Annotated in this window: 21 protein-coding genes; 10 read left to right on the top strand and 11 right to left on the bottom strand. The window is 60.7% G+C overall.

Annotation, left to right across the window (positions count from 1 at the left end):
* The first annotated feature begins 354 nt into the window (after positions 1 to 354).
* From hemN to JNK74_09510, 4 genes are all read left to right on the top strand, one after another.
* Complete coding sequence (gene hemN / locus JNK74_09525) at positions 355 to 1,725, top strand: oxygen-independent coproporphyrinogen III oxidase (GenBank protein ID MBL7646412.1); 1,371 nt, start codon at positions 355 to 357, stop codon at positions 1,723 to 1,725.
* Positions 1,726 to 1,879: 154 nt separating this feature from the next.
* Positions 1,880 to 3,238: a protoporphyrinogen oxidase gene (gene hemG, locus JNK74_09520; GenBank protein ID MBL7646411.1), complete on the top strand. Its 1,359-nt coding sequence runs from the start codon at positions 1,880 to 1,882 to the stop codon at positions 3,236 to 3,238.
* A 48-nt stretch (positions 3,239 to 3,286) separates the two neighbouring features.
* Entirely contained in the window at positions 3,287 to 3,775 is a 489-nt protein-coding gene (locus tag JNK74_09515) for a transposase (GenBank protein ID MBL7646410.1), read from the top strand.
* 148 nt (positions 3,776 to 3,923) lie between these two features.
* A complete protein-coding gene (locus tag JNK74_09510) occupies positions 3,924 to 4,613 on the top strand; it encodes an arginine N-succinyltransferase (GenBank protein ID MBL7646409.1) in 690 nt (229 codons plus the stop codon).
* 72 nt (positions 4,614 to 4,685) lie between these two features.
* Here the strand turns inward: JNK74_09510 and JNK74_09505 are convergent, their stop codons facing one another.
* The 9 genes from JNK74_09505 to JNK74_09465 all read right to left on the bottom strand — a co-directional run bounded on the left by JNK74_09505 (position 4,686) and on the right by JNK74_09465 (position 14,008).
* Positions 4,686 to 5,219 (bottom strand): YcxB family protein, encoded by a 534-nt coding sequence (locus JNK74_09505; protein MBL7646408.1) that lies wholly within the window; start codon positions 5,217 to 5,219, stop codon positions 4,686 to 4,688.
* A 137-nt stretch (positions 5,220 to 5,356) separates the two neighbouring features.
* Positions 5,357 to 6,814: a decarboxylating NADP(+)-dependent phosphogluconate dehydrogenase gene (gnd, locus tag JNK74_09500; GenBank protein ID MBL7646407.1), complete on the bottom strand. Its 1,458-nt coding sequence runs from the start codon at positions 6,812 to 6,814 to the stop codon at positions 5,357 to 5,359.
* Between the two features lie 202 nt (positions 6,815 to 7,016).
* Positions 7,017 to 7,235, bottom strand: coding sequence for a DUF4177 domain-containing protein (locus tag JNK74_09495; GenBank protein MBL7646406.1), 219 nt, complete (start codon positions 7,233 to 7,235; stop codon positions 7,017 to 7,019).
* Positions 7,236 to 7,336: 101 nt separating this feature from the next.
* Positions 7,337 to 8,623: a diphosphate--fructose-6-phosphate 1-phosphotransferase gene (locus JNK74_09490; protein MBL7646405.1), complete on the bottom strand. Its 1,287-nt coding sequence runs from the start codon at positions 8,621 to 8,623 to the stop codon at positions 7,337 to 7,339.
* A 34-nt stretch (positions 8,624 to 8,657) separates the two neighbouring features.
* Positions 8,658 to 9,317, bottom strand: coding sequence for a tetratricopeptide repeat protein (locus JNK74_09485; GenBank protein MBL7646404.1), 660 nt, complete (start codon positions 9,315 to 9,317; stop codon positions 8,658 to 8,660).
* A gap of 231 nt (positions 9,318 to 9,548) precedes the next feature.
* Complete coding sequence (locus tag JNK74_09480; GenBank protein ID MBL7646403.1) at positions 9,549 to 10,802, bottom strand: DUF2088 domain-containing protein; 1,254 nt, start codon at positions 10,800 to 10,802, stop codon at positions 9,549 to 9,551.
* 125 nt (positions 10,803 to 10,927) lie between these two features.
* Positions 10,928 to 12,061: a 4-phosphoerythronate dehydrogenase gene (locus tag JNK74_09475; GenBank protein MBL7646402.1), complete on the bottom strand. Its 1,134-nt coding sequence runs from the start codon at positions 12,059 to 12,061 to the stop codon at positions 10,928 to 10,930.
* Between the two features lie 86 nt (positions 12,062 to 12,147).
* A complete protein-coding gene (locus JNK74_09470) occupies positions 12,148 to 13,035 on the bottom strand; it encodes an HAD family hydrolase (protein MBL7646401.1) in 888 nt (295 codons plus the stop codon).
* A gap of 142 nt (positions 13,036 to 13,177) precedes the next feature.
* Entirely contained in the window at positions 13,178 to 14,008 is an 831-nt protein-coding gene (locus tag JNK74_09465; GenBank protein ID MBL7646400.1) for an SDR family oxidoreductase, read from the bottom strand.
* 252 nt (positions 14,009 to 14,260) lie between these two features.
* Between JNK74_09465 and JNK74_09460 the strand changes: the two genes are divergently transcribed.
* The 4 genes from JNK74_09460 to JNK74_09445 all read left to right on the top strand — a co-directional run bounded on the left by JNK74_09460 (position 14,261) and on the right by JNK74_09445 (position 18,559).
* Complete coding sequence (locus tag JNK74_09460; protein ID MBL7646399.1) at positions 14,261 to 15,412, top strand: glycosyltransferase family 4 protein; 1,152 nt, start codon at positions 14,261 to 14,263, stop codon at positions 15,410 to 15,412.
* A gap of 45 nt (positions 15,413 to 15,457) precedes the next feature.
* Positions 15,458 to 16,261: a WecB/TagA/CpsF family glycosyltransferase gene (locus JNK74_09455; GenBank protein MBL7646398.1), complete on the top strand. Its 804-nt coding sequence runs from the start codon at positions 15,458 to 15,460 to the stop codon at positions 16,259 to 16,261.
* 144 nt (positions 16,262 to 16,405) lie between these two features.
* Complete coding sequence (locus JNK74_09450) at positions 16,406 to 17,479, top strand: hypothetical protein (GenBank protein MBL7646397.1); 1,074 nt, start codon at positions 16,406 to 16,408, stop codon at positions 17,477 to 17,479.
* Between the two features lie 24 nt (positions 17,480 to 17,503).
* Positions 17,504 to 18,559: a peptidase M14 gene (locus JNK74_09445; GenBank protein MBL7646396.1), complete on the top strand. Its 1,056-nt coding sequence runs from the start codon at positions 17,504 to 17,506 to the stop codon at positions 18,557 to 18,559.
* On the opposite strand, the gene JNK74_09440 is transcribed toward JNK74_09445, so the two are convergent.
* Complete coding sequence (locus JNK74_09440) at positions 18,523 to 19,971, bottom strand: DUF2851 family protein (GenBank protein MBL7646395.1); 1,449 nt, start codon at positions 19,969 to 19,971, stop codon at positions 18,523 to 18,525. The genes JNK74_09445 and JNK74_09440 overlap by 37 nt on opposite strands.
* Positions 19,972 to 20,158: 187 nt before the next feature.
* Here JNK74_09440 and JNK74_09435 point away from each other — a divergent pair, with 187 nt between their 5' ends.
* On the top strand, positions 20,159 to 21,139 hold the full coding sequence (locus JNK74_09435) for an aldo/keto reductase (GenBank protein ID MBL7646394.1): 981 nt from the start codon (positions 20,159 to 20,161) through the stop codon (positions 21,137 to 21,139).
* A 67-nt stretch (positions 21,140 to 21,206) separates the two neighbouring features.
* On the opposite strand, the gene JNK74_09430 is transcribed toward JNK74_09435, so the two are convergent.
* Positions 21,207 to 22,151 carry a hypothetical protein gene (locus JNK74_09430; protein MBL7646393.1) on the bottom strand — a complete coding sequence of 315 codons (945 nt, stop codon included), beginning with the start codon at positions 22,149 to 22,151 and terminating at the stop codon, positions 21,207 to 21,209.
* 138 nt (positions 22,152 to 22,289) lie between these two features.
* Here JNK74_09430 and JNK74_09425 point away from each other — a divergent pair, with 138 nt between their 5' ends.
* Complete coding sequence (locus JNK74_09425; GenBank protein MBL7646392.1) at positions 22,290 to 23,297, top strand: MoxR family ATPase; 1,008 nt, start codon at positions 22,290 to 22,292, stop codon at positions 23,295 to 23,297.
* Positions 23,298 to 23,356: the final 59 nt, after the last annotated feature.

Raw genomic sequence — 23,356 nt, 5'->3', positions numbered from 1 at the left:
TTTTGCGTTGGGTTCTTTATGAGGGCATGCAGCACCCCTGCTGGGATTCAATGACTGCGCCCGGGACTGATTCGTATCTTACTGGTTTGGAAGCGGGTGGGTCAACGGCGGGCAGGAGTCCGGAGAATAGTGGGAGGATGAAGGATGGAGAAACCTCGAACCACACGACTTGTCCGGTCGATGATAGATCTATTTCCTCCTCTCCGTTGTCCATTGTTAATTGTCCATTGACCATTACCTCGTGACTATCAGCCGTGCGCCCCGATGCGCTATACTTAAGTCCTTGAGAAACTGTGAGAGCGTCGAGGTATTTCTGTGAGCCCAACCACCGCACCATCCGCCACCCAGGAAAGCCTGGAGGTCACCCGAGAACTGTTGGACCGCTATGATCGGCCGGGGCCTCGCTATACGAGTTATCCGACGGCTCCGGAATGGAGCCACGACTTTGGCGCTGCGGATTACGGTCGTGCGCTCGACCGCGCCGCCGAAAACAGCGCCGAGCCCCTCTCCCTCTATGTGCATCTGCCCTTCTGCTGGGAGCGTTGCCACTTCTGCGGCTGCAATGTGGTCATTTCCAAGCATCCGGAGGTCTCCGAGAAATACCTCCAGTACGTTTATCAGGAAATCGGCATGGCCTCGAAGCGCCTGGGCAACCGCAAGACCATCAAACAACTCCACTGGGGCGGCGGCACACCGACCTATCAGTCCGTGGAGCAGATAAAGGCCCTTCATGGTGTGCTGACGCGCGAGTTCGACTTCGCGCCCGATGCGGAGGTCGCGCTGGAGGTCGATCCACGGGTCACTTCGCTTGAGCAACTCCAGACCCTGCGCGCTCTGGGATTCAATCGAATCAGCATGGGCGTTCAGGACCTGGATCCCGCTGTTCAGGCCACCATCAATCGCAATCAGACGGAAGAACAGACCCGCACCCTGTTCAATCGATGCCGCGATCTCGGTTTCTCCGGCATCAACATCGACCTCATTTATGGTCTGCCCGACCAGACGCCGGAAACCTGGGCGAAGACCATCGAAACGGTCATCGACATCCGGCCCGACCGCCTCGCGGTATACAGCTACGCCCACCTGCCCGAACAGATCAAGCACCAGCGGAAGATGGACGAACGTCCGCGCCCCACGGGCGCGGAGAAATATGATCTCTTCGCCATCGCCCGGCGACTTTTTGTGGCCGCGGGCTATCGCATCATCGGCATGGACCATTTCGCGCTGCCGACGGATGAACTTGCGGTAGCGCTGAATGAGCGACGCCTGCACCGCAATTTCATGGGTTATACGGTTGTGCCTGCCGAGGATATGGTCGCCTTTGGCGTATCCGGGATTGGTGAAGTGGGCGGGGCCTATGCCCAGAATGAGAAACGTCCCGCAATGTACTACAAGGCCCTGGACGAAGGGGTTTTCCCAACGCTCTGCGGCGCCTGGCTCACGGAAGACGACGCCATACGCCGCTGGACCATTCGCCAGCTCATGTGTAATTTCTACCTCGATTTTGCCGTGCTCAAAAGCCGTTTCGGCGTGGACTATGATGCCTATTTTGCCGATGAAGAGTCGCGGCTCCAGGAGTTCTACCAGGAACAGTTCATGGTGCGGGATGCCAGTGGTTTGACGGTGTTGCCCCTGGGCCAGGCTTTCGTGCGCAATGTGGCTATGGTTTTCGATGCGCACCTGAAGAAGCCAGCGCATTTTAAGAATTTTTCGAGAACGATTTAGGGGGATGGGTCTTATAGGTCCTATGGGTCGTATGCGTCTTATGGGTCTTTAGAAAATGCCCATCATTATGGCCCCGAACGCGCAGTAGTTTCAGTAGACCCATTGGTCCCATACGACCCATACGACCCATACGACCATATCCCCAAGGATCCCCATGACCGAGCCCCTCAAGACCCTCATCATCGGCGGCGGTATCAGCGGCCTCTGTGCCGCCTTCTATGCCATGAAGCGCAATGGCGCGGACAAGACGCTCCTACTCGAAGCGGGGGACAGCCTCGGCGGCACCGCCTCTACCGAATCCACCGATGGCTTTACCTTTGAGAAAGGCCCGAATGGCTTTCTCGACAAGGAGCCTAAGACACTCCAGTGGGTTACCGACCTCGGGCTCGACAGCGAGCTCATCCGGGCCAATACCCTCGCCGCGAAGCGCTTCATCTTTCGCAATGGCGCGTTGCACGAGCTCCAGCCACCGCCGGCATTCCTATTCTCCAAGGTGCTGTCTCTGCAGGGACGTCTGCGTCTCATGGGCGAGCCCTTCATTCCCCAGCGTGTTTCCGAGGAAGAGGAATCCATTTGGGATTTCGCCGCGCGCCGTATCGGGGCCGAGGCTGCCGATACCCTCGTTGCGCCCATGGTCAGCGGCATCTACGGCGGCGATGCCCGCAAGCTCGACCTCGCCTCGTGCTTTCCGAAAATGGCGGCAATGGAAGCGGAGCACGGCGGCTTGTGCCGCGCCATGCTGGCGAAAAAGAAGGCCAAGGGTTCGGGGGGCGGCACCGCCATGGGGCCCGGCGGCACCCTCACGAGTTTCAAGGGCGGCATGGCCACGCTGGTGAACCGTGCGGCGGAGCAACTCGGCGACCGCGCGCGCCTCTCGATACCGGTCTCGCTTATTCAGAAGCACGAATGTGGTTACGAAGTGCATTGCGCCAACGGTGAGCGCTTCCTGACGGAGTCCGTCATTGTGGCCGCCCCGGCGCACGCCGCCGCGGGGATGGTGAGCGATTTCGACGCGCCCCTGGCCGATGCCCTGGCCGCGATCCCCTATGCCAGCATGAGCGTAATCTGTACGGTTTACGAGCGCGCCGCCGTGGGCCACAACCTCAACGGGTTCGGTTTTCTGATCCCCCGCACCCAGGGCAAGCGCATCCTGGGCTGTATCTGGACCTCCACACTCTTTCCGGGCCGCGCGCCCGAAGGCAAGATCCTGCTGCGCACCATGATCGGCGGCGCGAGCGACCCCGATGCCGTTAAGCTGGACGACGGCGCCATGCTCGATGTGATCCGGCAGGAACTCTTTCCCATTCTCGACATCAAGTCGGACCCCGTCCTCCATCGCATCTTTCGCTGGGAAAGAGCGATACCCCAATACACCTTCGGCCATCAGTCCCGCGTGCGCGCCATCGAGACCGCCGAAGAGCGTCACCGCGGCCTGCGCTTCGCGGGCAACGCCTATCGCGGCGTGGGAATCAACGATTGCGTCGTCTCGGCGCTGAAGGCGGTGGGGGAGTAGCGGGTGGACTCCGCCAATCGCTTCCTCGATCCCACCCAGCCCCATTTCATGACGTGCACGGTCTATCACTGGGCGCCCGTGTTCACGCGGCCCGACACCGTGGCAATTCTCCTCGACGGCTTCGACTACCTCATGGGCGAAGGCCTCGTGGTGTATGCCTATGTCGTCCTGGATAACCACGTTCACTTTATCGCCCGGAGCCCAAATCTGGAAAAGACCATCACGCGCCTCAAATACAACACAGGACGGCAGTTGTTGAAATTTCTCAACGACCACAACGTCCGCGTGATGCTGGACCACTTCGATTTCTATCCGCGTTACCGCAAGGACGAGCGGGATGTGCAGTTTTGGCAGGAAAGCGTACATCCCGAGTTGATCCTGAACGATACGATGATGGCGGAGAAGATTCGTTACATCCACGAGAACCCGGTTAAGCGGGGGTACGTGGACAGGCCCGAGCACTGGCGCTATTCCAGCGCCCGGAACTACGCGGGCGAGCGCGGGCTCTTGCGGGTGACGAGGGCGGACGGTGTATAGTTTCCGCGTGAGTCGCGAATCAGGGCATGCAACGGCGTCTATTTAGTCTGATCGGTGCAATCCGTCGGATCCGTCCGACATGGTACCATGCCAGATCGAATAAACTGCCTTACGGCGATGTATACTCGGCACCCGGAGGAGTTCCCCCATGACAGATCAAAGTCCGACCCCACCCCCAACGGCACCCGCCTCCGCACCGAAACGCCGCTTCGGCTGCATGCAAATTCTGGGGATCATCCTCGCCGCCGCGCTGCTTTCCGCCATCGCTGCGGGCGTCTGGGTCAAGTACAACGTCTACGCCTCGGCTTTCAAGACCACGACCCTTTCGGAGGAAGAAGAGGCGGCCTTCGCCGAGAAACTGGCCAGGCTGGAAGCGGCGGGCGCATCCGCAGCCCCCCCTGGCAGCAACGTGGCCGAGCCGGAGCCCTACTCGGAAGATGACGCCAAGCGGGAAATCCGCATCACGGAGAGAGAGCTCAACGCGATTATCGACAAGAACCCGGAGTGGGCGGATCGCGTGGCCATCGACATCTCTCGTGATTTGTTGAGCGTTGTATTGCTCGTTCCGGTGGACCCCGAGTTTCCGGTCATCGGCGGGACCACGGCCCGAATCACGGCCGGGGCAACCCTCCGCTTTGAAAACGACAAGCCCGTCGTTATCGTGCGCGGCATCAGCATTGGTGGTGTACCCCTGCCCTCGGCCTGGATGGGCGACCTGAAGAACAAGGATCTGGTTCAGGAATTCGGCGGCCAGGGCGGCTTCTGGGACGGACTCTCCCGGGGCGTGGAAGCCATCAAACTGGAAGACGGAAATCTTTACCTCAAGCTGCGGGAGTGATGGGGTTACCCGGTTGAGTGATGTGCCACACGAAAGCGAGGTACGAGCATTCGTGTGGCACAACTGTAACGTCTACTTTTTCGTGAGTTCTTGAATCTTCTTTGTTGCGTCCGCCCCATCCCCTTCAAAGCCGCGCTTCGGGATGATGAAGGCGTTCAGCCCGCCCATGAACAGGTAGATGTACCCTTCGTCTTCCTCGGCGCGCTCCACGCTTTTCCAGGCCATTCGCCCTTCGCCGTCTTTGGTTTTTACATAGAGGGCGTCGTCTCTCAGGGTGATGAAAGTTTCGGTGAACATCCCCTTCTGCGCCGAACGCTTTATCGCGCCCTGGGCGAGGGTGGGCCAGACGCGGTTGAGGAAAAACCAGAAGCCGCCGCCGAGGAGCCCGGCGGTGACGACCGCGTAGGCGGCGTAATAACCCGGTTGGGCGATGCCAAACTTCGGGTGGTCGTATTCCATGATCATGAACCACACATAGAGAATCAGCCCCACGAAATACATGCGCCGCATCTGGCGACGCCCTTTTTTCGTGTGGGCGTAGTAGTAGCGAAGGTAGGACTCGTAGTCCTCGCCGGTGAGGGTGAATCGGGCGGTGATATCGGGCATGGCTGAATTCCGTGGGCGATTCATAGGACCGATAGGACAGATACGACCGATGTGATCGGCTTTATCAGTCCTATCCGTCGTATCGGTCATAAAAAACGGCCTCCGGGCTATCCCGGAGGCCGAAACATTACACAGGCTTACACGTTGTAGGTCGTCGAGGCTGTATCGCCGCCGCGACCAGTCCAGTTGGTGTGGAAGAACTCGCCGCGCGGCTTATCCGTGCGCTCGTAGGTGTGGGCGCCGAAGTAATCGCGCTGGGCCTGGAGCAGGTTGGCGGGCAGCACTTCCGCGCGGTAGCTGTCGTAGTAGGCGATGGCGGAGGAGAGGGTCGGCGTGGGGATGCCGTGCTTTACCGCCTCGGAAACCGCCCAGCGCAATGCCGGCTGTGCCTTGTCCACCGCCGCCTTGAAATAGGGCACGAGGAGCAGGTTCACGCAGTTGGGGTCCGCGTCGAAGGCCTTCTTGATCTCGTCCAGGAACTGGGCGCGTATGATGCAACCACCGCGCCACATGAGGGCGATATCGCCGTAGTTGAGATCCCACTTGTATTCCTTCGCCGCATACTGGATGAGCTGGAAGCCCTGGGCGTAGGAGCAGATTTTCGACATGTAGAGGGCCTGGCGCAGGTTTTCCAGCGCTTCGGCCTTGTCGATGTCGATGGGGGAGGCGGAGGGGCCGGTGAGAATTTTGGAAGCGGCCACGCGTTCGCCCTTGATCGCCGAGAGGCAGCGCGCAAACACGGCCTCGGCCACCGTGGGGACGGGTGCGCCGAGATCCAGGCCGCTGGTGGAGGTCCACTTGCCTGTCCCCTTCTGGCCGGCCGTGTCCAGGATCACATCGACCATGGGCTTGCCGGTTTCGTCGTCCATCTTCGCGAGGATTTCGGCCGTGATCTCGATGAGGTAGCTGTCCAGCTCGGTTTTGTTCCAGTTCGCGAAAACCTCCGCCTGCTCCGGCGCGGAGAGGCCGAGCAGGCCTTTCATGATGGAGTACACCTCGCAGATCATCTGCATATCGCCGTACTCGATGCCGTTGTGCACCATCTTCACGTAGTGGCCGGCGCCGTCCGCGCCGATGAACTCGCAGCAGGGCGACCCGTCGGCCACCTTGGCGGAGATGGACTGGAAAATGCCCTTCACGTGGGCCCAGGCTTCTTTCGAGCCGCCGGGCATGATGGAGGGACCCATGAGCGCGCCTTCTTCGCCGCCGGAGACGCCGGTGCCGATGAAAAGCAGGCCCTTCTCTTCGAGATATTTCGCGCGGCGGATCGTGTCGGGGAAATAGGTGTTGCCGCCGTCGATGATGATGTCGCCTTTTTCAAGGTGGGGAATAAGCTGCTCGATGAAATCATCGACCGCGCTGCCGGCCTTCACCAGCATCATCACGCGTCGGGGCTTCTCCAGGCTTTCGCACAGCTCCTTAATGCTGTGACAGCCCTTGATGTTTTTGCCCTTGGCGCGGCCCGCCGTGAAGGCGTCCACTTTTTCGATCGTGCGATTGTAGACGGCCACGCCGTAGCCGTTGCGTTCCATATTCAGGACCAGGTTCTCGCCCATGACGGCGAGGCCAATCAGCCCGATATTCATTGTACTCATGCGTATTCCTTTGTTGGGTTTCTATGGTCACCGTTGGCGGGTAATGGGTCTTATGGGTCTTATGGGTCTTATGGGTCTTATGGGTCTTATGGGTCTTATGGGTCTTATGGGTCTTCTGCGGCCGAGGCCATTCTGAAAGCCTACAGCCTGAAGCCTTCAGCCTACAGCCTACAGCCTACAGCCTACAGCCTTCAGCCTTCCCTCAGGGCGCAAAGCCTGCCTTGCGCGTGCGCTCTTCCGGTCTGCGGAAGTGATGGATAAGGCAGGCGGTCTTATCTTCAATTTGCAGGGGCGTCACCGCCACCAGCTCCCAGCCTTCGCTGCCGAGCGCCGAGAGTTGCGTATCGAGATCGCAGCTCTCTTGAACGTGCCCGTGGATTACATTCACCGAGAGTGTCTTGTATTCCCAACCGTCTGCCATCGCGTGATTCCTTCATGGTAAAGAGATTGATATCCGCAAAACGTATTTCGACGTAATAGGGGGCCCGCACTACAAAACCATCGGGTACCACTTGGCCTTTCTTAGTCCCGCGCCGCCTGAAGCTGATACGCGGGAAGTTTCTTCTCGGCAAACTTCGGTACGAAGCGGGTGAAGCGCTGGCGGCCATTGATGACCGGCACGCTCGCCCAGTCCTCGCCGATGAGCGGCGTGGCATACTTCAGGAACTCGTCGGTGACGTCGATCTTGTTCGGCGCAATCCACGCTTCCGGGAAGGTGCGCTCGGAGTTGGCCACGAGCTCCAACGGCACTTTGTCGTATTCGACGTTGTAAATGAGGCCCGGCTTGCGCAGGATGGTGGACATCCAGCCGTTCTCGCCGCTCGCCGCGATTTCCGCAGCCTTCTGTCCCACGCGGTAGGCCTCGTCCAGGTCCACCACGGAAGCGTATGTGCAGGTGTCGCGTTGATCGCAGCCGGGCACCTGACCCCGGGCCGCGCCGCGCGTGGCGAGGCCACGATCATTCAACAGATTTACCACCTTCTGCGCCACCGTCAGCTTGGACGCGCCGAACTGGGCGTGGCCGAAGGAGTCCTTCACTTCGCCGAGGTCGCCCACGTCGAAGCCTTCGCTCACCACCACCACGCAACGGCCATCCTTGCGGAGCTGGTCATTGATGTTGTCGCACATTTCCTCGGCGCTCACGGCGGACTCGCGCATGTAAATCTGGAGGGGCAGCTCGCGCTTCGGATCGGCCAGACGCGCCGCAGCCGGGATGTAGCCGATTTGGCGGCCCATCGCCTGGATCACCAGCACGGGGTCGGCGGGGGAGGATCCGGCGTTTTCTTCGTTTGCGTTCTGAACGATGCCCATCCAGTAGCGCGCCACGCTGCCGTAGCCGGGCGTGTGGTCGATGAGCTTGAATTCGGAGTCGCCTACATCATTATCGATGGTCTTGGGCACGCCAACGGCAATCAGGTCCAGCCCGCGTTCGTGGGCCAGCTTCGCCACCTTGTTGGCCGTGTCCATCGAGTCGTTGCCGCCGTTGTAGAAGAAGTAGCCGATGTCGTGGGCCTTCATCACGGCAATGATGCGATCAAAATCTTCGGTCTGCTTGTCTTTGAGTTTGTAGCGGCACGTGCCGATGGCGCCCGCAGCCGGGGTGTAACGAAGCAGGGCCACTTCGTCTTCGGACTGTGCCGAGAGGTCGAGCAGTTCCTCCTTAAGCACACCCTCGATGCCGTGCCAGCCGCCGTAGATCGTCCCGAAGGCATTGGGGAAGGCCTTGCAGCCGTCGATGACGCCGCGCAGCGAACTGTTGATCACCGGGCTGGGGCCGCCGGACTGTGCGACGATGACATTCTTTCCCATGGTACTTCTCCTGTTTCCGCAATCGATATGGTATTCAGCCGTCTTCCCGTGGCCTGTCTCCGTTGTGTTCGGAGAACCAGCGCAGCAGGAAGCCGCGATCCTTGTCCAGCATGCAGGACTTCACATACAAGGCCGGTTCATAGTCCGGATATATTGCCAGCAGCCGGTTTGCAGCCTTGACGCCCTCCAGTTTCCCATGACGGAGAAAGGTGGTCAGGGCCTCGTACAGTCCAGTTTCCGGGCGGGCGCGATCCGACTCCGGCAGTGCCGCAAAACAGCGCAGGGCCGCGTCATAGCTGGTGTTGGCCGCGTCCGAATTTCCCGATCGGTCCCATAGTATACCTTGGAGCAGATGGGCCTGTACAAAATTCGGCGAACGGGCGGTCAGGGTGGCGCTGATCTCTATGGCTTCCTCGAATTGTCCGGCACGCCCGAGTAGACTCGCGAGGAGGAAGGACGCCGCGTCAAAGGCGGGATCCGCCTCATGGGCCGCTCGAGCCTGCGCGAGGGCCTCGTCGGTGGCGCCCGATTTTAGGGCGGTTTGGGCGGCTTCATACGCCGTCACGGCCTGGGTCTTGGGCGTGTATGTGGTCTCGCGGGGATCCTCGTAGCAACCGCAAAGGGAGAAGAGGAGAGGGATTAACCACAAAGAGCGCAAGAACGAAAGAGAAAAAGTCTCGTTACCACGGTCCACCGTGGTAATGCCTACCGTTCCGCTTCTGCGGAACAAGTTGAGCGTGGGTCGCTTGGACGCACAAAGGGCAACTGGTCTTGTGGCCAGTTCAGCCCGTAGCGTTCCTATGCCGGTGGTCTTTCGATGGTTCGAGAAGCTACTCCCCGCCCTGTCCCGCTGGAGCGGAACGATATGCATTACCACGGAGGACCGTGGTAACGAGTGGGAAGTTCGCGCCATCCGTGGTAGCAACTACTCGCCCTCGATCCGATAAAGGATTTCCCCGGCGTTGTGCACCACCAGAATCCCCTCGTCCTCCCGGCCCTCGTACGCCGACACGTCAATCGTGTTGATATCGCGGTAGCCCAGGTTGATCTGCTTGCAGATTTCCTCCGGTATCGAAGTGGCCAGCGTCACATCGACGCGGGGCTTTTCCACACCGTCTTCAAAGGTGCCGTTCCCGCGCACGTGGGTTGAATGAGCCTTGATCGTACCGGGAATATCCGCAAAGCGCTCGGCCTGCTTCGTGAAATAGTCGCGCACGTGGTAGCCTACCTTCTTGATCATCACGTCGTGGGTTACGCTCACCTCGTGAATGTGACCGCCGTAAATGATCAGCTCGCCGCCATCCGCCACCACGGGCTCCAGCTTGTACATGCATTTTCCCGCGACCCAGATCTCGTCGTACATGGGCGGGGCGATGGCCAGCACCGTCTTGAAGGGCTTCTTCTTGTAGATGATATGGGTCTGCGAAGACAGATCCGCCGCCGCGCTCCAGGCTTCCAGAGGCTCGCCGAAAAAGACGGCCTTCGTGTCCTTGCGTACCACCGTGAGGCAGAAGCACATCGTTTTCGTGGGCACCAGGCTGGCGGCCCGGTTGATGACGGCCCGAACCGGCGTGTCCTTGGTGCCGTTGATCTTGTAGTTCGTGATCAGCGCGCCGAGCCAGTGGAACACATCCAGAATGGCTTCGCCCGCCACACCCGGGAAAAAGTACTTGTAACCGCCGCTGAAGCCCACCACCTCATGGGGGAATACCGGTCCGACGATGCAGATCAGGTCATAGTCCAGCACACGCTTATTGATGGTGACCTCGACCGACTCCCGTAGCAGCCCGCCCGAAATCTCTTCTATGTCGTCCTCGGTGAGGCGGCCGATGGTGGTGAGCGACGCTGGATCGCGCCACGCATGGTTGAAGATGCCCACGCCGGCGAATTGCCCGGACCGCTCTTCCGCCGTCACGCCGAGCATATGATTGATCGCCGATTCCGGCATGGGGGGGTGGGTGCCCAGCGCGATGAGGTAGTCCATCTTCGCCACGCGGTCGTGCAGCGCATCAAAGAGCACGCGGAACAGCAGCGGCAGCGGCATGCTCCGCGTGCTGTCGGGGATGATGAAAAGCACCCGCTTGTTGTCCACGTCCATGGAGGCGCAGGCCTCGGTGACCGTGGCTCGAATTTCATCTTCGTTGAGGAAATCGTTTTCGGCGATTTTCTGAATTAACATGGTGTGTCTCGTAAGCTCAGTGTGTTTTTTCAGATGGTTTGCGCACCGGGAGCGCGGGTTTTCTTACCCGCGTATTTCGTGCAACTTTGTTGCACAACACACGGACAGGAAAGTCCGTGCTCCCGCTATTCTACGCGAAATCCAATTCCCTGTAACTGTGAAATCAGCTCCGCATCCGACTTTGCCAATGTCACAACCGTATTCTGAAATTCTCGCCGCCGGGGATAGGTTTTTCGCAACATGTCGAAATAAGCTGCCCGACCTTCCGACGGTTGCTGTTTGATTACGCGCATTCGCGCGTCGTCTTCCAATAGCGGATAGACCGTATCGACCGCGCGCTTCAAATCACCGGGCGCACCTTCGAGGTGCAACGCGGGATGCTCCGGTTCGGGCAGCAGGGCATCCACCGACCAGTCCGCTGGAACGCCCAGGTGTTTGCAAGCCGCTTCATAGATCTGGCGGGTCCCGTTAACCTTGCCGTCAAAAGAATAGCCCGCGATGTGGGGCGTGGCGATGTCCACGGCATCCAGCACATCGAGACGGACTTCCGGCTCGCCTTCCCATACGTCCAGAATCGCCCCGCGCAGGTGACCGCGCCGTAAGCATTCCAGCAGCGCGCCATTGTCGCAGACCGGCCCCCGCGCCGTGTTCAAGAAGAAACTTTCGGGCTTCATCCGCGAAAGAAATTCCCCGTCCACCAGATACACCGTGCGGTGCGGGCCCTCTTTGGTCAGGGGCACGTGCGTCGTAATGAAGTCGCAGGCGAGGATCTCTTCCAGCGGACGATACTTCGTATCTCCCGTCGTTTCGGCCAGGGGCGGATCGTTCAGCACTACGGTCATGCCGAGCGCGACGGCCTTGCGGGCCACATTTGAGCCCACATTGCCCACACCCACCACGCCGAGGGACATGCCCGCCAGGGTGAGGTCGTGCTTTGCCGCCAGGTGCAACAGCGCGGCCACAATGTACTCGCCCACGCTGTTGGCGTTGCAGCCGGGGGCGCTGGAGAAGCCAATGCCCTGCGCGGCGAGCCATGCTTTATCGATATGGTCCTCGCCGATAGTTGCCGTAGCCACAAATCGCACCGCCGAGCCCTCCAGCAGCCCGGCGTTTACCTTGGTGATGGAGCGTACCAGCAAGAGTTCGGCACCCCGTACGTCGTCGGGCGAAATCGCACGACCGGGGCGCGTGACGACTTCGCCGAGGGTGGAGAAAGCCTCGCGGCCGTAGGGAATGTTTTCGTCAACGATGATCTTCATGGGGGGCTTTCATAGGACGAATTCGACAGATAGGACCGATTTGGCAAATATTATCGGTCCTATCCGTCCTATAGGTCCTATCCGTCTTATTTCCAGGGCGGCGTCGCGGGCAGGTACTGCTCAAACTCCGCGATAATCTTCGCCTGGTAGTCCCCGGCAAAGGTACCCGCGAAAAACTTATCCAGGGCCTCATCATGGAAGCGTTTCCAGCTCGCGTCTTCGTGGCCGGGATTGATGGGGTAGAAAAGCGCGCCGTTCGCTTCGGCGGCCTTCTGGTCGCCGGGGGCGTCGCCCACCATGAGAATATGGCTCTTTTCATAGCGCCCTTCGGAGGCGAAGGCGATGTGCTCGGATTTCTTGCCCTGCTCTTGCCCCGCAATGGTGAAGACCAGATGGGCCAGATCCTGGCCTTCCCACTCTTCGCGAAGCGCACCCACCGGCGTGGCGGAGCACACCATGAGGTCGGCCTTGGCGCCCGCCTTTAGCAGGGACTCGCGCACCCACGGGAAGGGAGGAAGGCCCTTGCCCACCACATCCGCGACCGTGACATTCACGGCCTTACTCCACGCCAGGGCGATATGCATGTCTTCGTGATCATGTTCTTTGCAGTAAGCTTCCAGCGCCGGATTGCCCAGCTTGGTCTCCGTGGCGGCCCAGTGGCGCAGGTTGGGCGCGGCGGGCATGGTTACGCCGCGGGCTTTGACTTCCTCCCGCTCGGCCAGGAGGTTGAAGGTGTCGATGAGCGCGGGAAAGCGATTGATGCCGCGCCATTTTGAGTAGAGGTTTACAAATTCGGCGGCTTCGCGCGCATATTTGGAGACCGCCTGCAGCCCCCAGAATTTGATGATGTTCGGGATGAAGCACTCCTTGTGCTTCAGCTCCATCGTATCGAAGGCGCAGCCATCGGAGTCGATGCAAATGAGAAAGTCGTGCTGCGGCTTGTGCTCTTTTAAGGGAGCGGTGGGGTCACTCATGGTCTTGGCCTTTCGCGATGCTCTTACTCGAGTAGTGTCGTGTTGTTTTGTTGCAGGGACATCAGGGAAATCAGGCAATTAAGACCTGTTGTCCCTGCCGTCGCTGAAGTCCCTGTAATTTTCAAATGGGGTCTTGGGCCAGCTACACGCCCGAAAAGGCCGAAAAGCCGCCATCCACCGGGATAATCGTACCCGTCACGAAGCGCGACGCGTCGCTGGCGAGCCACACGGCCACGCCGGCCAACTCGTCGGCCTCGCCGTAGCGGCCCATGGGGGTGTGATCGATGATCGTCTTCCCGCGCGGCGTCGGCGCGCCGGTTTTCTCGTCGGTCAGGAGAAATCGATTCTGCTCGGTGAGGAAAAAGCCTGGTGCGATGGCGTTGACGCGGAACTTGGGACTGTACTCCTGCGCCATGTGCACTGCGAACCACTGGGTGAAGTTGCTGACGGCGGCTTTGGCCGCGCTGTAGCCGGGAATGCGGGTCAGCGGGCGCAGGGCGTTCATGGAGGTGACGTTGATGATGCTGCCGCCGTTCTCATTGCCCAGCATGGCTTTCACAAAGATTTGCGTGGGGATGATGACGCCCCCCGCCAGATTCAGGTCCATCACGCGGTTGAAGGCATCGTTGGGCAACTGAAAAAAGCTCTGCTCCGCCGAAGTGGTGGCTTCTTTCAAGTTGCCACCCACGCCATTGACCAGGATATCAATCCGGTTGAAGTCATTTAGAATGGCGCTCTTGCAGTCCTCGGTCACCACCGCGCAATGCACGTCCAGCGCGTAGGCCCTGGCTTCGCCGCCCCGGGCGGTGATCCGGTCCACAACCCGTTGCGCATTTTCCACGTTTCGACTCGTCACCGCCACCCGGGCGCCCGCCCCGGCGAGGCCCTCGGCAATGGCGCCGCCCAGCACGCCGCCGCCGCCGGTGATGACGGCGTTCTTGCCCGTCAAATCAAATGATTTCAGGTAGTTCATGGCTTTCCCTGGAAGGTTTCGAGAGGGGTATCCACCCGTAAGAAGTGAGTGGAAAGCCTAACATACCAATCCTGTGGGCGACAAGCGCCGCCTCCGATTGGGGCAGGTATCCACCGGGCGGGGACCGAATATGGTAAACTGTCAACAATTTACTGATTGAATTCTCCTAACCAAATCTTTACGATCACGAAATACGGCGCGCGGCACCATCATCGGGGGATGGGTCGCCTCTATACCTTGGAGTTATTTTGCATGAAAGTCCTTGTGACGACCTTCGGCGGTGACGGCGGGAAGTCCGGTGTAAGTCAATACATCATCCAATTTCTACGCTACTGCCGTGAATTTGGCCCCGACATGCAGTTTGACGTGATTCTGTATGAAGACGAAAAAAAGGTCTATACCGATCACGACCCCGGACTGAAGAGCATCGTCCAGTCCGAAAAGCTGCGCAAGGCGACCATCAACATTCTCTGGCATCAGGTCGGTTTTCCCGGTCTGTGTCGCGCCAATGGCTACGATGTCGTGTTTATCCCCGGCGGCAACCGCCGCCTTCCCTGGAACCTGCCCTGCCCGACGGTGGCCACCTGCCACGATCTGGGCATTCTCCACGTTCCAGATAAGTACGACGCCCTCCACGCCTTCTACAATCTTCGCGTGCTGCCCAGGTTATTGCGCCGTCAGACCCATCTCCTGACCGTCAGCGAGACCAGCAAGAAAGATATCGTGTCCTACACCGGCATCCCCGAGGAACGGGTATCGGTCACCTACAACGGCGTGGATCACGAGACCTACCAGCCGGGTGACAAGGCGGAGGCGCGAGCCATCGTGGAGAGGAACTACGGGGTTGACGCGCCCTACCTGCTCTATATTTCCCGCATCGACCACCCCGGCAAGAATCACATTCGCCTCATCGAGGCCTTCAACCAGCTCAAACAGGAAACCGGCCTGCCCCACAAGCTCGTGCTTGCCGGAAGCGACTGGAGCCGGGCCGACGAAGTCCACAAGGCGGCGGAGAACTCCCCGAGCGCGTCGAGCATCGTCTTTACCGGTTTTGCCCCGTCGGCGGATCTTCCCGCCCTGTATCGTGGGGCCGACCTGTTTGTGTTTCCCTCCCTCTTCGAGGGATTCGGCATTCCCATTGTAGAAGCCATGAATTGCGGCATACCGGTGGCCTGTGCCGACATTTCCTGTTTGCCCGAGATTGCCGGCGACGCTGCGGAGCTCTTCGATCCGTACGACGTGAATTCGATGGCCCGCGCCATGGAGCGGGTGCTGACGGATGATGTCCTCCGTGCCCGCTGCGTGGAGCGGGGCCTCCAGCGCGCGAAACTATACAACTGGCGTGACAACGTGAAGCAGACCGTAGATATTATCCGCGAGGTGGGCAGCACCGCGCGCTCCTGAACCCAGGCCGGTGTGGTCCGGCCGTAAGAAATGAGAACAAATTTCATGAGCAATTCCCCAAGCCATGGTCCGGGCACGCCCCGATGCGCGCAGCGCGGTCTCGAAACGGTGACCTTGTTCAACATGCCGATGAACAACCTCAACCTCCAGGAAACGCTGGAGGCCATAGGTCGGCACGTCGACGCGAACGAACAAGGTTTCGTGGTCACGCCCAATGTGGACCACGCCGTCGAGTTCGACGAGAACCCGGATTTTCGACAGGCCTACTACGACGCGGCAATGGTCCTGGTCGACGGCATGTACCTGGTATGGGCGGGCCGACTTTTCGGGAAGCCGATCAAGGCCAAGATCAGCGGATCCGACCTGATCTACTGGCTAAGCGAATACGCGGCGGAGAAAGGCTATTCCATCTACCTTCTCGGCGCGAAAGAGGGTGTGGCGGAAATGGCCGGTAAGAAGCTCGCGGAGAAATACCCTGGGCTCAAAGTCGCCGGCAGCTATTCGCCCCCCCTGGGTTTTGAAAAGAACCCCGTGGAGAATCAGAAAGCCATCGATCTTGTGCGCGAGTCCGGCGCCGATATCTGCTTCGTGGCCCTGGGCGCTCCGAAGCAGGATCTCTGGAGTTGGCGCCACCACAAAGAGGCCGGTGCGAAGCTGTTTCTCGGCGTTGGCGCCTCCTTCGATTTTGTAGCGGGCACCATCCAGCGCGCCCCCGTGTGGATGCAGAACCTCGGCCTGGAGTGGGTCTGGCGTATCCTCCAGGAGCCCTCGCGCATGGCCCATCGCTATCTTATACGTGATTCGAAGTTCCTCCTGCTGCTCTGGCGGGAATGGAAATCCGAGTGGTAACAGGAAAGGATTGAAGCGCCCGTGTCCGGGGGATAGAATGGACGATCTGGGGCCGGCAACCAGCCGGAACGGGGTGGTGTCGCATGCGCTTGCGGCGCCAGGGTTCGTCTTGAAATGACCATACAGGTTTAGGGAGTACACGGGTTGACGCATTGGGCCGCCAGGTATACCGATTTACTCGTAGAGAACTGTTCCCAGGGGCTGCTCCAGCTCGATCAATCCTATCGGGTGCTCCAATCCAATCGGAGAGCCGCCACCTTGTTCGGTGCGCGAAAGCCCGAGGATCTGATTGGACTCGCACTCCGTGCCGCGGAAGGCGAAGACGGGATTCGCCTCGATCCGCGCTTTGTTTCCTCGGATGTGGGCGATCCCATCGATGGAACCTATTCGGCAAGTACCCCCTTTGGCGCGGAGCTACCCGTAGAAATCGTTTTCCTGCCCCTCCCCGAGCCGGACGACGTCGGCGCCTGCTGGCTTGCGCTCATCACCGATCTGACCGTGCGCGTCAACCTCGAACGCGAATGCCTTCAGGCGGAAAAACTGGCCGCGATGGACAACGTCGTGGCCGGTATCGCCCATGAACTCAACAACCCCATGACGGCCATCCTGGGCTATGCCGAATTGCTCCTGTCCTCCGAAATGGAACCCAGGCGCAAGCAGCGCGCCGCCCTGATTGCCGAGGAGGCGGATCGCTGCGCCAAGATCATCGCCAACATGCTGACGTTCACCCGCAGCTACGGTAAGAAACTGGAGACCGTCAATCTGAACAGCCTGGTGGAGGAAGTCGTCTCTCTGCGCGCCTACCAGATGCGGGTCGACCACGTGAAAATCCACGCCTACTACGACAGCGCCGTGCCCCTCATTCTGGCTCAGCCGGACGCCATACGCCGCCTCTTCCTGAATCTCGTGCACAATGCCCATCAGGCCCTTCTGGAAGTGCCCGAGTCCCGCCGCAACGTCTGGGTGATGACCGCGATGACCGAGGGCAGTATTCACATTCAAGTGGCGGATAACGGCCCCGGAATTCCGGAGACCGTGCGTTACAAAATCTTTGACCCCTTCTTTTCAACCCGACCTTTTGGCGAGGGCATGGGACTCGGGCTCAGCGTGGCCTACGGCATTGCCCACGAACACAAGGGCAAGATCTGGATGGAGCCACGCGTTGGCGGCGGCACGTCCATGAATGTTGAACTCCCCGCACCCAGGCCCGCCACCTGATCCGGCGGAATGAGAGGTCGCGACATGCCGAGTCTGATCCACCCGACGGGTATCGTGATAAGCCCGGAAGACATCGCCTTTCGCGACGCTGTTGCGGTGGGCGAATGCCTCGACGCGCAGCCCGGACTGTGTGTCAGCTTGATCGGCGAGTCCCGGAAAGGCCAGCCGCTCTTTGGCTACGTGGCGGGTTCCGGCCCCCTGCTCGTCTCCATCACGGCGGGCTGCCACGCCGACGAACCCGTCGGCCCCATGACCGCGCAAGCCCTTCCACGACTTCTTCGGACCCACGCGCCGCACCTGCTTGAGGCCTTTACCTTTCGGGTCGCTCCCCAGATGAACCCCGATGGCGCGGACCTGAACCGCGCCTGGTTTTCCACCTGCCCGGACTTCCAGACCTACCTCGCCCATACCGTTCGCGAATTGCCGGGCGATGATGTGGAGTTCGGATTCTCTGAAGACGCCGAGGCCCGCCCGGAGTGTCGCGCCGCCATCCCTTTCCTCTGGCGCCACGGCCCGGTGGTTGCCCATTTCTCGCTCCACGGCATGGCGTGGGCCGAAGGCATGTGGTTTCTGATCAACGCGCCCTGGGCTACGCGATGCCAGGCTTTAATGGACTCCCTGACAAGGCTGTGCCGCGACGGGGGCCTGCCCCTGATGGAGCTGGAGCGCAACGGCGAGAAAGGCTTCTCCCGCATCGGGCAGGGATTCTCCACCACCCCCACCAGCACGGCCATGAAAGAGCATTTCCTCGGGCTGGGCGATACCGACATGGCGGCAAGATTTCTTCCCAGCTCCATGGAAATGGCCATGAAAACCGGGGACGACCCCCTCTGCATGGTTTCGGAATTGCCCCTTTTCCTGCTCGATGTTCCTCCCGCCCTGGACGATCCCGTGCTCTATCGTTTTCGGGACGCCCTCAACGTGGCCCGCGCGGTGGGTACACCGGAGGCGCTGGTCAAACTCGCGGCGGACTTCAAGCTGCGCACCCTGTCTCTGGGTTCGCAGGTAGCCCTTCAGTTCGCCATGATCGTCCACGCCCTCGACTATGTGATTGAGGCGCGCGCGCCTCGCTCCAGATAGGCCAGCAGCGCGCAATCGCGACAGCTCGGATTGTTCCGGCACCAGTCCTCGTGCATCTGGAGCAGGCCCTGCTGCAGGCGGAAGTTAAGCCGGAGCTTCGTATCGCCCAGTACGCGCGGGGCCATGCGTTGATAGACATGGTTGTCCGGCTCCAGCGGCAACGCTCGATAGAAGGTGAAGATCTGCTCTTCCCAACTCTGATCGCCCGCCATCCGCGCCCGCGCCAGCGCCAGGGGCACGAAAATGTTGCCGATAATTGAGCGCACCCGCCCCGTACCCACCACCGCCGTCGCTTTCGCCAGCGTCGGGCCGTCGAAGCGATAGTGGCGCGACCAGAAACCCAGCGGGCGGGGAAAGATCCCTTCAAAGGCCTTTCGCAACGCCGTCGGCCCGGCATGCTCACGCCACAGCCGCTCCAGCGAGGAAACGAGGCCATCCCGGGCTACGCGCCCGATCAGGCCCGCCGCTCCCGCGATACGGCGGCTCGGATAATTGTTCGGGCGCACCCCGGCCAGTGGCCATTCCAGGGGCAGCGAACGAAGCGTGGTCAGGTGCTCCGCGCGAAGCGCGTGGAGGCGCTCCAGATGCGGCACTGCCTTGGCCTCGCCGGTCGACTGGTCGGGCAGCAGCCCCGACAGGTGGAGCAAGGCCGCCTCCAGCAGGTGAGGTTCCTGTCGACTCAACTGGGCGGCCCGTTCATAGGGCAGGGCGCGGGCCAGTCGCTGGAAGGGCACCGTAAAGTTGCGATAACCCAGCGCGCCGAAAATGGCCTCGTAGGCCGCCTGGTCCGGACCCACCGCCGCGATCTGCTCCTCCATGCGCCGCGCCTTGTTCAGCATGCGCCAGTCGCCGGCCAGCGGCAGGAAACCCGTCAGGGCTTCCGGCGCGCCCTGCGCAAAAAATCGATTGCAGCTTCCGTGCGCGCGCGGCGCGAGCTCCGGGTGCTCCTCCACGTCGAAGAGTTGTCCCACGCTCTCTTCCACGCTCGGCAATGATTTCAGGACGAAGTGGGGGAGGGCGCGACCGGAATGGGTCAACACCGGCATGGGATTCGGTGGCGAATTCAGCAGGACGTGAAGCAGAACGTTGTTGTAGCGCGGGTCCCGATCATGGCCGTGATGTCGCCAGGCGGCCTGGTCCAGGTGGACTTCCACATCGCCCTTGAAAAGGGTTCCGTTGAAGCGCAATTGCGCCCCTTGAAAGTCCGGACCCGCGCAGAAATTCCACCAGCCCGGCGAGACCACCTCAAGCTGGTGCCCTTCCAGGGTGCTCAGCAGGCCCGCGTTCCGCGTTCGGTCGTACCACAACTGCTGCACCACGCGTTCCGGTACCGCCTCGGCCGCACGCGGGGTGAGGCCGTCGCGCCAGGCCAGGGCCTCCAGGTAGCCATCTGCCAGAAATTGTTTGTCCATGTCCCGCCCATTGCCGCGATCACTGACCAAAGCCGCCGACGGGTGATGCGCCCGCCAGGACCATGGTACTATAGCGCGCCTCGGCGGACAACCTGAAATAGCCGCCCCGTTGAGCAGACATACCCACACACCATAAGACCCATACGACCCACATATCTCGTCGCGCCCGTGATGAAAGGAACCCACCATGGAATACAATCGATTGGGAAAAACCGGATTGCTGGTTTCCGAGCTGTGCCTGGGCACCATGACCTTCGGCAATGAGGCGGACGAAAAGACCTCGCAAGCCCTCATGGAGCGGGCCCTCGAAGCGGGCATCAATTTCTTCGATGCCGCGCACAACTACAATCTGGGAAAGACCGAGGAGATCGTGGGGCGTTGGATTGGGCCCCATCGCGATCAGATCATACTCACCTCCAAAGTTTTCTTTCCCAGCGGCGGCGGCATGAACGATCAGGGCATTTCCCGGCGCAATATCATTCGCTCGGTTGAGAAATCCCTGAAACGGCTTCAGACCGACTACATCGATATTGTCTACCTGCACCACTGGGACGAAAACGTCTCCATCGAGCAATCCATGGGCGCGCTGAACACCCTGATCGAGCAGGGCAAGGTCCACTACGCCGGAGTGTCCAATTTTTCCGCGTGGCAGACCCTGCGCGCGCAAGCCACCGCCGAAGCCCGTGGCTTCGCGCCGATTTCCGTGGTTCAACCCATGTACAGCCTCGTGAAGCGCCAGGTCGAAGTGGAAATCCTGCCCATGGCGGAGTACGAAGGCTTTGCCGTGGTGCCGTACAACGCCCTGGGCGCGGGACTCCTCACCGGAAAGTACCTCGAAGGAGGCTCGGGCCGACTGAAGGAGGCCGAGATGTATCGTCAGCGCTATGACAACCCCCAATACGTTGAAATCACCCAGCGCTTCGTGGCCTATGCGAAAGAAAAAGGCGTGTCACCCGCCGCCCTGGCGCTGGCCTGGGTCATGAGCCACCCCCTCGTAACTTCAGCCCTTTTCGGCGCCCGGACCCTGGAACAATTCGAAAATACACTGACCTGTCTGGATCACCGCTTGAGCCTGGAAGCGCGTCAAGAAGTGACCGCACTCTCGGTCGACCCGCCCCGCGCCACCGACCGCGAATCCATGAACGCTATGAAGCAGCGGGGCTGGTAGGTTCCCCCAAAAACGTGAGGCGCGGTTCCCCACCTTGGGGGCCGCGCCTCATCCGGTTAGGCCGGGCTTAATCCTGGAAGTAGTATCCGCTGCCAATCTGCGCAGGGGCTTCGCCCACCAAGCGATCATCGATGGTGGAAAACAGATCACTGATGTTGCTGGTTCCGGTTACATCGCCGCCGCCGCCACCCCCACCAAATCCGCCACCCCCGCCCCCGCCAAATCCACCGCCCCCACCTCCGCCAAACCCGCCGGCGCCCTGACCACCAAAGCCGCCTTGACCACCGGCCGCCCCCGGCGTGCCGAAGCCACCGCCAAAGCCCTGCTGGCCGCCGAAGCCACCGCCCAGGCCACCCATCTGCGGGATGGATGACACACCAAACTGATTGCGGAGCACAATCTTGTGCAGTGTGTCGTTTCCGTTGTAGGCATAGCTGCGGGTCACCATGCCGCCCGGCGCTTCACGCTGGAGCAACTCCGGCGAACTGATGTAAACAATGTCGCCATAGACCTTGTAGTCCAGACCAAGGGGACGCAGAAGAGCGTCCAGCGCCTGACCCAGGGGCACATCTTTGAGCTTGATGTAGGGGATATACCCATTGGAACGCATGGCCCGCATTTCCGCGCCCACGCCCGTGCCCCGGCCCTGGAGGGTCGTGGGGGATGAGGCCGCCTGAGCTTCGGAAGAGGCCGCATCGGCCATCGCGTCGCGCACTTTCGCCGCCTGCTTCTCGCCCGAATTGTTCGATTTCCACCGCGCGAGCAGGGCCGCCCGTTCGCCTTCGTCCGCCGTGATGACGACAGACTCTGGCGCCACGTCCTCGCGCAGGACGGAGAGCACCTTGCCATCGTCCGGCGTCTGGATGTAATACATGCGCGCCGTCGATCGGACGTACACGTCTTTGTGGTGGACACCGTCTACGGTAATTTCATCGGCGGGGCTGAATGTTGGCAGCGCGGCAACAAGGGTGACGGCTGTGAGGTATTTCCAGCCAGTGGGAGGGCTAAACATGGGATGATCCCCTCGGGTTGGGTTCACGATTTCATCTGAACGACACAAGTTCAGCATAGCAGCCCTGGCGGGACCTGTCAACCCGGTCAAAATACGTCGAACCGTGAAAACTTGCGGGTTGCTTCTCCCGCTCAACCCATGTATTATCCTCCCAAACTGTTTCACAGGAAGGGTTTGATTGTGGCCGGATTTCGACAGATTATCAAAGATCTCATTGCCAACGTGGAGCGCGTCATCCTGGACAAGCCCCAGGTGGTCAAGAGTGCGCTGGCCGCCTACCTGGCGGGAGGCCACGTCCTGCTCGAAGACGTGCCCGGCGTTGCCAAGACCATGTTGGCCCGGGCCTTCGCCGTGTCCAGCGGCTGCTCCTTCAATCGCATCCAGTGCACGCCCGATTTGCTCCCCAGCGACATAAGCGGTGTGTCCATCTACAACCAGCAACGACAGGATTTCGAGTTCCGCCGGGGGCCCATTTTTTCCCAGGTGCTGGTGGCGGACGAAATAAACCGGGCGACGCCCCGGACCCAGTCGGCTTTGTTGGAAGCCATGGCCGAAGGTCAGGTCTCCGTGGACGGTCGCACCTACAAGCTGGCCCAGCCCTTCACCGTCTTCGCCACGCAGAACCCCGTGGAGCACGAGGGCACTTTTCCCCTTCCCGAAGCCCAGTTGGATCGTTTCATGATGCGCCTCTCCGTCGGCTATCCCAACATGATGGCGGAGCTGAAAATCCTTGAGAATACACGCATTGCGCACCCCATCGATTCGCTCCAGGCGGTTACAGACGCCGAGACGATCCAGCGGATGCAGCAGTCCATCAAAGAAATATTCGTCCACGAGAAAGTGCGCGACTACATCGTTCGCCTGGTCAATCGCACCCGGGACTCGACCCACCTGACGCTCGGGGGAAGCCCCCGGGCCTCTATCATGCTCTTTCGCGCGGCACAGGCCCTGGCCGCGGTGCAGGGGCGGAGCTACGTCATTCCGGACGATATCAAGGTCCTGGTCGTGCCCGTTTTGCAACATCGGCTCATCCTCAATCCCGAGAGCCGGTTGCGCCGCGTTACCACCGATCTGGTGTTGAACGACCTCATGAAAGAGGTTGCCGTGCCCGCCGGCGTCGCCTCGTGGAAGGGGGGGGCACCATGACATTGAATTAGGGTGCTGAATGTCCCTATGATCGGAGCGTACTTAATCGGGAGCATCCT

This window comes from Candidatus Hydrogenedentota bacterium, assembly GCA_016791475.1.
Taxonomy (GTDB): domain Bacteria; phylum Hydrogenedentota; class Hydrogenedentia; order Hydrogenedentales; family JAEUWI01; genus JAEUWI01.
This window is presented reverse-complemented; position numbering and strand designations above follow the sequence as displayed.